Here is a 13,692-nt window from a genome sequence, read left to right as displayed (position 1 = left end):
AATGAACACTGCAAGTGAATGTTTTGATAAGGTAAAAATTGATTGTTTTAAATTTATAAAATCTCAAGAAACATCGAAAGAAAAATTTAAAGGAAAAGAAAAGATGTTAAAATCTTTTTTAATTCCTGCTTGTTTTTGGATATCATCAAAATCTAAAAGCAAACATCCTTTTTTTTTAGGGTTAGTAGGCGGCCAAGGAACTGGCAAAACAACAACAAGTTCAATATTAGAAATAATATTAAAAAAATACTTTAAATTGAATGTCTTTAAGATCTCAATCGATGATTTTTATAAAACAAGAAAAGAAAGATTAAACCTTTCAAAAAAAATTCATCCTTTATTGATGACAAGAGGTGTTCCAGGCACCCATGATATAAATATTATGTTAGATTTTTTTAAAAAATCAAAAAGTAGAAATTTTAAGCCTTTTAAGTTACCAAAATTCAATAAAGCCATTGATGACAGATGTAAAAAAAATCAATGGTACACTTTAAAAAAAAGACCAGATGTAATTATATTTGAGGGTTGGTGCGTTGGTGCGAAAGCAGAGAAAAATAGTACCTTAAAAAAAAGTATAAATTCTATGGAAAAATCAAAAGATACCAAGTTGATATGGAGAAAATATGTAAATAATGAATTGAAATCAAAATATAAAAAATTATATGACCAATTGGATTGTTTAATATATTTAAAAGCTCAAAGTTTTTCCTTGCTTCAAAAATGGAGACTGATCCAAGAAAAAAAATTATGGTTAAAGAATAAGAGTAAGAAAACTAAAAATAAAATTATGACAAAAGAGGATGTGCTAAGTTTTATGCAAACTTATCAAAGAGTAACCCAAAATATGTTTAAATTTGCTCCAAAATATGCATCAATCATTTTTAATTTAAATAGTGATCATCAAATAAAATCTGCAATATACAAAAAATAAATGAAAAAAATTATTCTATCATTTTTATTATCTACTTTATTTTTTAATAATGGAAATGCTATAAGTTTATATCAGGCTCTAAATGATACTTATAAAAATAATACACAACTAAATGCCGAAAGAGAAAATATAAATGCTGCTGAAGAAGATATTAATATATCTAAGGCAGATTATATGCCTTCACTTTCTTTAAGTGGATCAAAAAGTTTTGAAAATACAAATGAGTTAACAACTCAAGGTGGAACAGATACAAGTATTGATGATGTAAACCCACTTAGTTCCTCAATTAAATTGGAACAAAAATTGTTCGATCAAGGAAGGGATTTTACTCATCAGAAAAATATTATTGGACTTGAACTTGCAAAAGCAAGACTGGTTAAAAAAGAACAAGATATTTTATATAGTGCTATAGATGCATTTACTGGATTAATTCTTGCAAGGGAAAAACTTAATATTAATAGAAGAAATTTAAATTTACTTATAAGACAAGTAGAAACTGACAAAGTAAGACTGGATAGAGGACAAATTACAATTACGGATTTATCACAGTCAGAATCTTCATTAGCAGGAGCTCAAGCACAATTCACACAATCAAAAAGCGATCTTTTAATCAGTAAACTAAACTATGAAAATATTATTGGAAATATTGATGACCCAAGTAAATTAAAAAAATCTTCAAATTCAATTGTTAAAATTCCTGAAAATTTATCAAAAGCAGTTTCACTTTCTAAAGAAAATAATCCAGATATAAAAATTGCAGAGCTAGAATTAATTCAATCAGAAAAAGATATAGAAATTTCAAAATCAGATTTAAGTCCAACAGCAAGTTTATCTTTAGAGAGATCTTATAATTATGATCTTAGTACTACTTATGATGAAAGAGAAAAGGACGTTTTAAAAGCAACTGTTAATTGGCCGTTTTATTCAGGTGGAAAAAAACGTTCTAAAGTTAAAAAAGATTCAAATTTAAATTATAGAAAAAGATTATTACTAGAAGACACAATTAAAACTAATGAAACGAATGTTGCAAGTGCATGGTCAAGTCTAGAGGCCTCTAAAGGATTTTTAAATTCTGTTCGAGCACAAGTAAGAGCAGCTAATATAGCATTTGAAGGTATCTCTGCTGAATATGAGAGAGGCTCTAGAACAACATTAGATGTAATCCAGTCTAATTCGCTACTTCTATCTGCCCAAATATCTTTAGCTAACTCAGAGAGAAATTATCTTCTATCTCAATATAGCCTTCTTAAAGCTGCAGGGCTTTTAAACAAAGAGTATTTAAACCTTAAATAATCAGCCTTTTTAAAGAATTATAATTTATATATTGCGAATGAGAACAAAATGTGTACATTTATTTCATGATTCGACTGTTAAAAAACGTAAAAAAAGAGGCAAAAAATGACGAAAAATAACCTAAAAGTGGTGAAATCCACAAAAGATAAAGAATTGGAAAATAAAGAGAAAAATAAAGCATTAGACGCAGCAATTAGCCAAATTACAGATAACTTCGGAAAAGGTTCTGTAATGAGACTTGGCGAACAAAAAGCTATGGATGTTGAGTCAATTTCAACAGGGTCTTTAAGCTTAGATCTTGCACTTGGAATTGGTGGACTTCCAAAAGGAAGAATTATTGAAATTTATGGACCAGAGTCTTCTGGAAAAACAACATTAGCATTACAAGTAGTTGCTGAAGCACAAAAAGCTGGTGGTATTTGTGGATTTGTAGATGCAGAGCATGCACTAGACCCAGTTTATGCAAAGAAACTAGGTGTAAACACAGAGGAATTATTAATTTCTCAACCTGATACTGGCGAACAAGCTTTAGAAATTACTGACACATTAATTAAATCTGGCTCAATGTCAGTTCTTGTTGTCGACTCTGTTGCAGCATTAACTCCAAGAGCAGAAATAGAAGGAGATATGGGTGATACTCATGTTGGTCTTCAAGCAAGATTAATGTCTCAAGCATTGAGAAAATTAACTGGTTCAATTTCTAGAACTAACACAATGGTTATATTTATTAACCAAATTAGAATGAAAATAGGTGTTATGTTTGGAAGCCCAGAAACTACATCAGGTGGTAATTCTTTAAAATTCTATTCATCAGTTAGAATGGATATTAGAAGAATTGGAGCTATCAAAGATAAAGATAATATCATTGGAAATACAACAAGAGTTAAAGTGGTTAAGAATAAAGTTGCACCACCTTTTAAAGTTGTTGAGTTTGATTTGATGTATGGAAAAGGAATTAGTAAAGTAGGGGAACTAATCGATCTAGGTGCCAAGGCAGATATCGTTGAGAAGTCTGGCGCCTGGTACGCTTACAAAGGTGAAAAGATTGGTCAAGGTAGAGAAAACGCAAAAGTTTATCTTGAACAAAATCCAACAGCTGCTGCTGAAATTGAAATGGCAATTAGAGAAAAAGCTGGTGTTATTTCAAAGAAAATCGAAGGCAATCCTTTGAACGACGATAAAGTAGAGGCAGAAACAAAAGAAGAAGTTCCTACTAAAAAAAATTAGCAGAATAACTTTTAGTTATTAAAAAGGCGCTTGAAAGAGCGCCTTTTTTCCCTTCCAAGGTGTAGACAACATTCAAAAATGCTGTATTTTAAAAAATATGGCAAAAACCTTAAATGAGATCAGAACTACTTTCCTAGATTATTTTGAGAAAAATGATCACAGGATAGTTGAGTCTTCAAACTTAGTACCAAACAATGATCCTACTTTGATGTTTGCAAACTCAGGAATGGTTCAGTTTAAAAATGTTTTCACAGGTTTAGAAAGAAGAGATTATCAAAGGGCAACTACCTCTCAGAAATGTGTGAGAGCAGGTGGTAAACATAATGATTTAGAAAATGTTGGTTACACGCCAAGACACCACACATTTTTCGAAATGCTTGGTAATTTTTCTTTTGGAGACTATTTTAAAGAAAAAGCAATTGAACTTGCATGGAACTTAATCACTAAAGATTTTGGATTAGATAAAGATAGACTTTATGTAACTGTTTTTCATGAAGATGATGAAGCCTTTAATTTTTGGAAGAAAATCGCGGGTTTTAGCGACGATAAAATAATAAGGATTGCAACATCAGATAACTTTTGGTCGATGGGAGAAACTGGCCCATGCGGCCCTTGCTCTGAAATTTTTTATGATCATGGGGATCATTTATATGGTGGCCTTCCCGGAACTAAAGAAGAGGATGGGGATAGATTTATTGAAATTTGGAACTTAGTCTTTATGCAGTTTGAACAAGTTTCAAAAGATAAACGAATTAATTTACCAAAACCATCTGTTGATACAGGAATGGGATTAGAGAGGATAGCAGCTTTACTTCAAGGCACACATGATAATTATGAAACAGATCATTTTAAAAAATTAATAAATTCAACCTCAGAAGCTGTAAAAGTAAAACCGAACGAAAATAATTTATCAAGCTTTAGAGTTATTGCAGACCACCTAAGAGCAAGTTCTTTTTTAATTGCAGAAGGCGTACTTCCATCAAACGAAGGAAGAGGATATGTCCTAAGAAGAATTATGAGAAGAGGTATGAGACATTCTCATTTACTCGGATCAAAAGAACCAATTTTTTATAATATTTTTAAAACTTTGATGGATGAGATGAAAGGAAATTATCCTGAAATTGAAAGAGCAGAGTCTTTAATTCGTGAAACATTAAAGATGGAGGAAGAAAAATTTTTAGTACTTCTTGATAGGGGAATAAAAATTTTAAATGAGGAAATTTCAAAAATTGACAAAGTTTTACCTGGTGAAGTTGCTTTCAAATTATATGACACTTATGGTTTCCCATTAGATTTAACCCAAGATATTTTAAAAAGTAAATCTTTAACAATTGATAACGATAAATTTAATACTTTAATGCAAGAAAGTAGAGAGCTTGCAAAAAAAAATTGGAAAGGTTCCGGAGATAGTGCTGTTGATGATATTTGGTTTGGAATAAGAGAAAAGTTAGGCGCAACAGAATTTTTAGGTTATGAAACAAATCAAGCTGAAGGAGTAGTGCTTTCATTATTAAAAGATAATAAAGAAGTAGATCAGATTAACTCTGGTGATGAGGCAATGATTATTATCAATCAAACTCCTTTTTACGGAGAGTCGGGTGGACAAGTTGGTGACAAAGGAGAAATTATTTCAGGTGAATTTGTTTTTGAAGTTGAAGATGTACAAAAAAAACTTGGAGATTTATTTGTTCACTATGGAAAAGTTAAAAAAGGATCAATTAAAAATAATGAAAATGTGGAGATGAAAATAGATATTGAAAGGCGAGATAATGTAAGAGCGTATCATTCAGCAACACATTTATTGCACGAGTCTTTAAGAAGAGTTTTAGGCACACATGTTACTCAAAAAGGCTCATTAGTTGAGCCTGACAGATTAAGGTTTGATTTTAGCCATATGAAACCAATTTCTAGCGACGAAATAGAGAAGATAGAAACATACGTAAATTCAATGGTTAGTAATAAATCTGAGGTTAAAACAAGGATAATGACACCTAAAGAAGCAGTAAATAATGGAGCATTAGCTTTGTTTGGTGAAAAATATGGTGATGAAGTGAGAGTTTTATCAATGGGAAGTGAAAAAGATAAATATTTTTCAACAGAGTTATGTGGTGGAACTCATGTAAGAAATACTGGGGATATAGGAAAATTCAAAATTGTGAGCCAATCCTCAATTGCAGCAGGTGTAAGAAGAGTTGAGGCTTTAAGAGACAAACAACTAGATGATTATTTAAAAAATAAAGAAAAATTATCTGATTTATCAGCTCAAAAGGATGAACAAACTATAAAAGAGATTTCAGAAAAAATCATTAAAGCAGGAGGAAAACCAGATTTAAGTAATAAAGATCAAAAAGGTTTAATAAAAGATCTTTCCAAACAACTTGAACTATTAAGTGTTAAATCAATTTTGGAAGACAAAAACAAAAATGTAATTAATGATGAGACTATAAATGGAATAAAAATAAGATTACAAAAGGTTGATGGATTGCCACCAAAAGATTTGAGAAAATTGGTGGATAATGGAAAAAAAGAATTAGCAGAAGGTATTGTAATCGTATTTGCTAACAAGGATGACAAAGTAGGTTTAGCAGTTGGCATCACAGATAATCTGATTGAAAAATATGACGCGGTAAAATTTGCAAAATTAGGTTCTGAAATAATTGGTGGCAAAGGTGGTGGGGGTAGAAAAGATTTCGCTCAAGCTGGCGGTACTGATCCAGGTAAAATTGATGAAGCTATAAGTAAACTAAAAGAGATAATTTAATTTTTTTCAATAAACTCAATTATTTTTTCACTAGTTAACTTATCTATAGAAGTATTATTTAAACTACAGTCATAGATAAAACTATTGTCATTCAAAGGTTGAAATTTTTTTGATGAATTATTGAAGAAAATATAATTTTTATTATCTGAAAAAGAAAGCATATGTGAAATACCATTATCAATAGTTATATTAAATTTAGTTAATGATCCAAGAGCTGTAACAAGCATTGGTTTTTTAAATTCTGCACTCGATTGATCTTCTGGAAAATAAGCTTTTTTTACTTTTTGCTTTATTTTTGCGATTAATTCCTGAAATTTGTTCTCAATAAAAAAAGTAGGAATAAATTTATCTGAAAAATAATTAGCAACCTTAATAATTTCTTCATAATTTATTTCTTTAATTCGTGTTGGATGACCTGCTGTAATTGAAAAGCCAACATAATTTTCATTAGGTATTAATTTTTTTGCTTCGTTAATAAAATTGTTTGGGATTGAAATCTTATAATTTGGTTTTATGTTTAATTTTTTAATTTTATTAAAATAATCAATTATTCTATTTGCAAAAATTTCTCTCTTTCTCATAAATGTAATAGGCTTGCTCATCAAATAGTTTAAGCATGGAGAAACATAATATTTATGAGGTATTTTTCTATAAATTAAAGTATTTTTAAATCTTGTCTGGTTATCAATTATTAAGTCAAATTCATCAAATTCAAAATTTTTAATAACGTCTTTAGATACTTTTATATGATGATCTCGAAACCCAAAGTGTTCTGGAAAATTTTTAACAGTAATTAAATTATCAGGCCTATATTCCTGAAGTTTTGTATCAAACCAAAAATTTCCTAAATCAGTTGAAAAATAATACAGGTTTTTAGGCTTAAGGTTGTCATTTATATAATTGAGCGTTGGTACGGAAGTGAGCGCATCGCCTATACCTCCCCCAGTGTTAATAAAAAGAATATTATTTAAATTATCCAATTAATTTAGTTTTTTTTCTAAATTTGATTTTATTACTTCTAAAAACTGATTTGTAGTTAAGTATTTATTTGCTGGACCGATCAATATGGCCAAATCTTTAGTCATATGACCTTGTTCTACAGCATCAATACATACAGTCTCTAAACTTTGAGCAAATTTAATAAGCTCTTCATTGTTATCTAATTTTCCTCTATGCGCCAGTCCTCTAGTCCATGCAAAAATCGAGGCAATTGGATTTGTTGAAGTTTCTTTTCCTTGCTGATGCATTCTAAAATGACGAGTAACTGTTCCGTGGGCAGCTTCTGCTTCCATAGTTTTTCCATCAGGTGCTAACAGTACACTTGTCATAAGTCCTAGAGAACCATATCCTTGTGCCACAGTATCAGATTGAACATCACCATCATAATTTTTACAAGCCCAAATGTATTTACCACTCCATTTCATCGCACAAGCAACCATGTCATCGATTAATCTATGTTCATAAATAATATGGTTTTTTTCAAACTCAGATTTAAACTCATGCTCGTAAACTTTCTGAAAAATATCTTTAAATCTTCCATCATATTTTTTTAAAATTGTATTTTTCGTTGATAGATAAACAGGCCATTTTTTAATTAATCCATAATTGAAACAAGACCTTGCGAAATCTTCTATCGATTTATCTAAATTATACATTGAAAGTGCAATTCCTGGACCTGGGAAATTGAATACTTCATATTTTTTTTCATCACTACCATCCTCAGCAGTCCATTTGACTTCAAGCTTACCTTTGCCAGGTACTACAAAATCTGTTGCCCTATATTGATCCCCGAAAGCATGTCTGCCTATTATTAATGGATCAGTCCAAGATGGAACTAGCTTTGGAATATTTTTACAAATAATTGGTTCTCTAAAAACTGTTCCTCCAATAATATTTCTTATAGTCCCATTTGGAGATCTCCACATTTTTTTGAGACTAAATTCTTTAACTCTTGCTTCATCTGGAGTTATTGTTGCACACTTTATTCCAACACCATTTTTTTTAATTGCATTTGCACAATCAATAGTAATTTGATCATCCGTATCATCTCTACTTTTCATACCAAGGTCGTAATATTCAATTCCCAAATCAAGATATGGGAGAATTAATTTATTCTTGATAAACTCCCAGATCACTCTGGTCATTTCATCACCATCCAATTCAACAACTGGATTTTTTACCTTAATTTTACTCATTTTTTTGATGTATCTTATTAATTGAATTTCTGCATTTTATATACATATTAATCAAAATTTATCAATTAATCGAGTTAGCTATGTTTGAGAAAATATTCCCAAAAATTCATAACGAAGGTTACAAATTTATTGTAATTTTCGTCTTTGCAACAATAGTATTGTATTTCATTCATGGATTTTTAGGTTTTGTTGGTTTAGTTCTATCTATCTGGTGTTATTATTTTTTTAGAGATCCAGAGAGAATTTCAATCGGAGATGAAGATTATCTTACAAGTCCAGCTGACGGAGTTGTTCTTCAAGTTTTTGAGACTAATGGTCCAAAAGAACTTGGTTTAGAAGATAGAAAATTTACCAAAGTTAGCATATTTATGAATGTATTTGACTGTCATGTTAATAGAATTCCTTGTTCAGGAAAAATTACAGAAATTTTGTATAAACCTGGAAAATTTATTAATGCGTCTTTAGATAAAGCAAGCGAAGACAATGAGAGAAATTACTACAAATTAAACAATACATTTGGTGAAGATATTATTGTAGTTCAAATTGCAGGTTTAGTTGCAAGAAGAATTGTAACAGAAACATCAGTAGATCAAGATCTCAAACAGGGTGATAGAATAGGAATGATTAGATTTGGAAGTAGAGCTGATTTATATTTTGAAAATTATAAACCTTTAGTCAAGGTCGATCAAAAAATGATAGCAGGTGAAACTTTAATAGCCAAAAGGTAAGATGGAACAATCAAAAGAAAATTTAAAGTTAGTATCAAATAAAAATTCGAGAATAATTTTACCTAACATTTTAACATTATTTGGTGTTTGTATTGGTTTAAGCTCAATTAAATTTGCTTTTGATGGGAATTTTGAACTAGCAATTATAGCTGTAATTGTTGCAGGTATTATTGATGGCTTAGATGGCAGAATTGCAAGATTGATAAAGGCTACATCAAAAGTTGGAAAAGAGCTTGATAGTTTGACTGATGTAATAAGCTTTGGTGTTGCACCTGCTTTTATAATGTATTTTTGGTCATTAGTTGAAATTGGTAGATTGGGTTGGTTGGTTGCATTAATTTATGTTGTCTGTGTAGCATTAAGGTTAGCAAGATTTAATGTTTCATCCAGTGAAGAACCATCATGGAAAGATAATTTTTTTGTTGGCATACCATCTCCTGCAGGTGGAATTTTAGTTTTAATGCCCTTAATTTATAGTTTAAGTGAATTTCAAATATTTAATCCTAACTACCAAATTTTAGTACCATCTCTATTTATTATAATTTCAATTTTACTCATTAGTAAAATTCCAACTTACTCGTTGAAAAAAATTGTAGTTCCTAGGAATACTACAATTTTTCTTTTATTTTCTGTTATACTATTTTTTGGTCTTTTGTTTATTTATACTTTCAATACAATTGTAATTGCAGGAACAGTTTATTTATTACTTGTCCCAGTAAGTGCGTTTCATTTCTACTCAATTTTAAAAAGCAAGAAAATTGAAGAAATTGATGATATTGAACATCATGAAGATGTTTTGTAATAAAAATTAATTGAAAAAAAATAAAATCTCAAAAAATTGGATAAATAAGCAAAAAAGAGACATTTACGTAAGACAATCAAAACTAGAAGGTTATCGTTCTAGGGCAGTTTATAAACTTCAAGAGATACAAACAAAGTTTAAAGTAATTAATAATGGCATGTCTATAGTTGATCTAGGAGCTGCTCCTGGAAGTTGGAGTGAGTTTATTTCCAGAAAATTCAAAAATATAAAGCTTGTCGCAATTGATCTTAAAGAATTAGACAAAATTGAAAACGTTACTCATATAAAAGGTGATTTTACAGATAAGATTACTCAAAAAAAAATTGAAAAAAATTTTGATGAAAAAATCGACTTAGTTGTCTCTGATATGGCGGTAAATACCACCGGCAATAAAAATGTAGACTCACTTGTTACAGGGGAGTTAAGCATTGAGGCCATGAATTTTTCACTTAAAATTTTAAAAAAAAACGGCGTTTTTGTCTCAAAAATCTTTATGGGATCAAGTTTTAATGAAATTGTTGATAGTGCTAAGAAGAATTTTAAAGAATTTCATGTTTATAAACCTCCCTCAAGCAGAAAAGAGTCTAAAGAAAATTTTATAATCTGTAAAAATTTAAGGTAGCTACCTTTAAATTTTCAAAGAATCGTATATACAAGGACATGGAAATCATTAAAGAAGCACTCACATTTGATGACGTAACCTTAGCACCTAATTATTCACAGGTACTACCATCAGAGGTCAACACATCTACCAATCTATCAAAAAATTTATCTCTAAAGATACCTTTATTAACATCTGCCATGGACACAGTTACAGAATCTAAAATGGCAATAGCGATGGCTGAACTTGGAGGTATCGGAGTAATACACAGAAATTTGAACATCGAACAACAAATTTCAGAGATAAGAAAAGTTAAAGCAAAAAAATGCCTTGTAGGAGCAGCTGTTGGAGCAAGTCCTCGGGAACATCTAAGAGCACAAAAAATTTTAAAAGAAAATTTAGATTTAATAGTTGTTGATACTGCACATGCACACACAAAAAAAGTTGGAGAGATAATAAAAAAAATTAAAAAATTAAAACCAAAAAAAACTAGCTTATGTGCTGGAAATGTTGCAACTGCAGAAGCTGCAAAATACTTAATTAAATTAGGTGTAGATATTATTAAAGTAGGTATTGGTCCGGGATCAATTTGTACAACAAGATTGGTTGCTGGAATTGGTGTCCCCCAACTAAGTGCTATTTTAAGTGTTAAAAAAGGAATGGGAAAAAGTAAATGTACTTTGATAGCTGACGGAGGAATAAAATTTTCAGGAGATATTGCTAAAGCTTTAGCGGCTGGCGCTGATGCTGTTATGATAGGGTCTTTATTTGCAGGAACTGATCAAGCTCCAGGTAAAATTATAAAAAGAAATGGAAAATTATTTAAAAGCTTTAGGGGAATGGGTTCTATTGGTGCAATGAATAAAGGATCAGCCGATAGATATTTTCAAACTAAACAAAAAGATACTTCAAAATATGTTGCTGAAGGAGTTGAGGCATTTGTAAAATATAAAGGATCAGTAAATAAAATAATTTATCAATTAGTAGGAGGGTTAAAGTCATCCATGGGATACCTTGGTTCACCTAAAGTTGTAGATTTAAGAAAAAAACCTAAATTTGTAAAGATAACCAAAGCTGGATTTTATGAAAGTATGGTACATAATATAGATGAATTAAAAAAATGATATTAAAAATATTTATCTTTTGCATATTTATACTTGGTTTAAGTCCAATAGCTAATGCAAGCGAAAATAATTTTTATGATAAAGGTAAGAAATTGTTTAATGAAGAAAAATACGATGAATCAAAATTTCAGTTTGAGAGAAGCATTGTATACAATCCTAAACATTCAAATTCATATCTTTATTTAGGAAAAATTTTTAAAATAGAAAAAAATACTAAAGAGGAAGAAAAAAACATTAATACTGCTTTATTATTAGATCCAAGAAATGAGGAGGCAATGTATATTTTAATTGATCTAGAATTAGAAAGATCAAATTTTTCAAAGGTTCAAGATTTAAAAAAAGATTTTAAGAAAATCTGCAATACATTATGTGAAAAATTAACTTCTATAGATACAAGACTTAAAGATTTTGAAAAAAAAGATGCTTCTTGAGAACAGTCTTAAGAAAATCTTGATAATAGATTTTGGTTCACAGTTTACTCAATTAATAGCAAGAAAAGTAAGAGAACTTGGGGTTTATTGTGAAATTATCAGTCATCATAAATCAAATAATATTAAACTTATAGATAAAAATGTTAGTGGGCTTATATTATCTGGAGGGCCTTTGAATGTTTATCAAAGTAAAAAAGTAAAATTTAATAAAAATTTACTAAATTCTAATATTCCAGTGCTTGGAATATGTTTTGGTCACCAAATAATATCAAAAGAATTAGGTGGCAAAGTTAAACAATCAAAATCAAGAGAATTTGGTTTAGCAAAAGTTAAAAAAGTAAAAGAGAGCATTCTTACAAAAGATTTTTTTACAAAAAATGAAAATAATGTCTGGATGAGCCATGCAGATGAGGTGACCAGATTACCAAAAGATTTTAAAGTAATAGGGAAAACAAATAATGCAAAACTATGTATAGTAGAAAACACCAAGAAAAAACTATTTGGTATTCAGTTTCATCCAGAAGTAACTCACACAAATAGAGGAAAAATAATCTTAAGAAATTTTGTATTTAAAATTTGTAAAATTAAAAGAAATTGGTCGTCTAGAGACCAGAAATTAAAGCTTATTGATCAAGTTAAAACTCAAGTTGGTAATTCAAAAGTCATTTGTGCCCTTTCAGGTGGTGTAGACAGCAGTGTTGTTGCAAAATTACTATCCAATGCAATTGGTAACCGATTAACTTGTATATTTGTAAATACAGGACTTTTAAGAAAAGATGAGGAAAAGCAAGTTGTTCATACATTTAAAAAACGGTTTAAAATTAATCTAGTTTATGTGAATGCAGAAAAACAATTTTTAAATAAATTGAAAAATATTTCTGACCCCGAAAAGAAAAGAAAAATAATTGGTAATTTATTTATTAAAATTTTTGAAAATTATGCAAAAAAAATCAAAAACGTTCAGTTTTTAGCACAAGGAACTTTATACCCAGACTTAATTGAGAGTAAATCTGTAACTGGAAGTCAAACATCGAAAATTAAATCTCATCATAATGTTGGAGGTTTACCAAAAAAAATGAATTTAAAATTAGTGGAACCTTTGAAATATTTATTTAAGGATGAGGTTAGAAAATTAGGGCTAGAGCTTGGATTGAATAAAGAGATAATATCAAGACATCCTTTTCCAGGACCTGGTTTAGCTATCAGAATGCCAGGAACTATAACAAAAGAAAAAATTAAAATTTTAAAAGAGGCTGATCATATTTTTATAGATGGATTGAAAAAAAATAATCTTTATCATAAAATTTGGCAGGCTTATGCCGCCTTGCTTCCTGTAAAAACTGTTGGTGTTATGGGCGATAATCGAACATATGAATACTTATGTTTATTAAGAGCTATAACATCTGAAGATGGCATGACCGCAGATTTTTTTAAATTTGAAAAATCTTTTTTACAGAACATTTCTAATCAGATAGTAAATAATATTAGAGGAATTAATAGGGTAGTATATGACGTCACTTCTAAACCACCTAGCACCATTGAATTAGAATAATAAGAATGTATTAATTAATGACACAATATGTGCATAATACTTTATTA

The 13,692-nt window shown here is 29.5% G+C and carries 12 protein-coding genes; 10 read left to right on the top strand and 2 right to left on the bottom strand.

The features are described 5' to 3' along the window. The first annotated feature begins 1 nt into the window (after position 1). From B8063_RS01615 to alaS, 4 genes are all read left to right on the top strand, one after another. Positions 2-931 carry a uridine kinase gene (locus tag B8063_RS01615; RefSeq protein ID WP_085068826.1) on the top strand — a complete coding sequence of 310 codons (930 nt, stop codon included), beginning with the start codon at positions 2-4 and terminating at the stop codon, positions 929-931. Beyond that, positions 932-2,224: a TolC family outer membrane protein gene (locus B8063_RS01610; protein ID WP_085068824.1), complete on the top strand. Its 1,293-nt coding sequence runs from the start codon at positions 932-934 to the stop codon at positions 2,222-2,224. It begins immediately after the preceding gene. 105 nt (positions 2,225-2,329) lie between these two features. Then, positions 2,330-3,451 carry a recombinase RecA gene (gene recA / locus B8063_RS01605; protein WP_085068822.1) on the top strand — a complete coding sequence of 374 codons (1,122 nt, stop codon included), beginning with the start codon at positions 2,330-2,332 and terminating at the stop codon, positions 3,449-3,451. Positions 3,452-3,548: 97 nt separating this feature from the next. Next, positions 3,549-6,212, top strand: a complete 2,664-nt coding sequence (alaS, locus tag B8063_RS01600; protein WP_085068819.1) for an alanine--tRNA ligase — start codon at positions 3,549-3,551, stop codon at positions 6,210-6,212. Here the strand turns inward: alaS and B8063_RS01595 are convergent. Then, positions 6,209-7,192: a glycosyltransferase family 9 protein gene (locus B8063_RS01595; protein ID WP_085068817.1), complete on the bottom strand. Its 984-nt coding sequence runs from the start codon at positions 7,190-7,192 to the stop codon at positions 6,209-6,211. The two genes, alaS and B8063_RS01595, sit on opposite strands and share 4 nt — an antisense overlap. Next, entirely contained in the window at positions 7,193-8,407 is a 1,215-nt protein-coding gene (locus B8063_RS01590; RefSeq protein WP_085068815.1) for an NADP-dependent isocitrate dehydrogenase, read from the bottom strand. Positions 8,408-8,487: 80 nt separating this feature from the next. Here B8063_RS01590 and B8063_RS01585 point away from each other — a divergent pair, with 80 nt between their 5' ends. The 6 genes from B8063_RS01585 to guaA are packed head-to-tail and all read left to right on the top strand — an operon-like array spanning position 8,488 to position 13,645. After that, positions 8,488-9,135 carry a phosphatidylserine decarboxylase gene (locus B8063_RS01585; RefSeq protein WP_085068813.1) on the top strand — a complete coding sequence of 216 codons (648 nt, stop codon included), beginning with the start codon at positions 8,488-8,490 and terminating at the stop codon, positions 9,133-9,135. A gap of 1 nt (position 9,136) precedes the next feature. Continuing rightward, complete coding sequence (gene pssA, locus B8063_RS01580) at positions 9,137-9,937, top strand: CDP-diacylglycerol--serine O-phosphatidyltransferase (protein ID WP_085068811.1); 801 nt, start codon at positions 9,137-9,139, stop codon at positions 9,935-9,937. 10 nt (positions 9,938-9,947) lie between these two features. Beyond that, complete coding sequence (locus B8063_RS01575; RefSeq protein ID WP_085068809.1) at positions 9,948-10,559, top strand: RlmE family RNA methyltransferase; 612 nt, start codon at positions 9,948-9,950, stop codon at positions 10,557-10,559. A 38-nt stretch (positions 10,560-10,597) separates the two neighbouring features. Further along, a complete protein-coding gene (gene guaB / locus B8063_RS01570; RefSeq protein WP_085068807.1) occupies positions 10,598-11,662 on the top strand; it encodes an IMP dehydrogenase in 1,065 nt (354 codons plus the stop codon). Then, on the top strand, positions 11,659-12,093 hold the full coding sequence (locus B8063_RS01565; protein ID WP_085068805.1) for a tetratricopeptide repeat protein: 435 nt from the start codon (positions 11,659-11,661) through the stop codon (positions 12,091-12,093). The genes guaB and B8063_RS01565 overlap by 4 nt, the downstream gene beginning before the upstream one ends. Further along, positions 12,083-13,645, top strand: coding sequence for a glutamine-hydrolyzing GMP synthase (gene guaA / locus B8063_RS01560; protein WP_085070841.1), 1,563 nt, complete (start codon positions 12,083-12,085; stop codon positions 13,643-13,645). Before B8063_RS01565 ends, guaA begins: the two co-directional genes overlap by 11 nt. The last annotated feature ends 47 nt before the right edge of the window (positions 13,646-13,692 follow it).

Origin of the sequence: Candidatus Pelagibacter sp. RS40, from assembly GCF_002101295.1 — a bacterium.
In the GTDB taxonomy this organism is placed as follows: Bacteria; Pseudomonadota; Alphaproteobacteria; order Pelagibacterales; family Pelagibacteraceae; genus Pelagibacter.
This window is presented reverse-complemented; position numbering and strand designations above follow the sequence as displayed.

Bases quoted from the DNA above. Each gene is read 5' to 3' on its own strand.
- B8063_RS01615 (WP_085068826.1), top strand. From the start codon at position 2: ATGAACACTGCAAGTGAATGTTTTGATAAGGTAAAAATTGATTGTTTT.
- B8063_RS01610 (WP_085068824.1), top strand. From the start codon at position 932: ATGAAAAAAATTATTCTATCATTTTTATTATCTACTTTATTTTTTAAT.
- recA (WP_085068822.1), top strand. From the start codon at position 2,330: ATGACGAAAAATAACCTAAAAGTGGTGAAATCCACAAAAGATAAAGAA.
- alaS (WP_085068819.1), top strand. From the start codon at position 3,549: ATGGCAAAAACCTTAAATGAGATCAGAACTACTTTCCTAGATTATTTT.
- B8063_RS01590 (WP_085068815.1), bottom strand. From the start codon at position 8,407: ATGAGTAAAATTAAGGTAAAAAATCCAGTTGTTGAATTGGATGGTGAT.
- B8063_RS01585 (WP_085068813.1), top strand. From the start codon at position 8,488: ATGTTTGAGAAAATATTCCCAAAAATTCATAACGAAGGTTACAAATTT.
- pssA (WP_085068811.1), top strand. From the start codon at position 9,137: ATGGAACAATCAAAAGAAAATTTAAAGTTAGTATCAAATAAAAATTCG.
- guaB (WP_085068807.1), top strand. From the start codon at position 10,598: ATGGAAATCATTAAAGAAGCACTCACATTTGATGACGTAACCTTAGCA.
- B8063_RS01565 (WP_085068805.1), top strand. From the start codon at position 11,659: ATGATATTAAAAATATTTATCTTTTGCATATTTATACTTGGTTTAAGT.
- guaA (WP_085070841.1), top strand. From the start codon at position 12,083: ATGCTTCTTGAGAACAGTCTTAAGAAAATCTTGATAATAGATTTTGGT.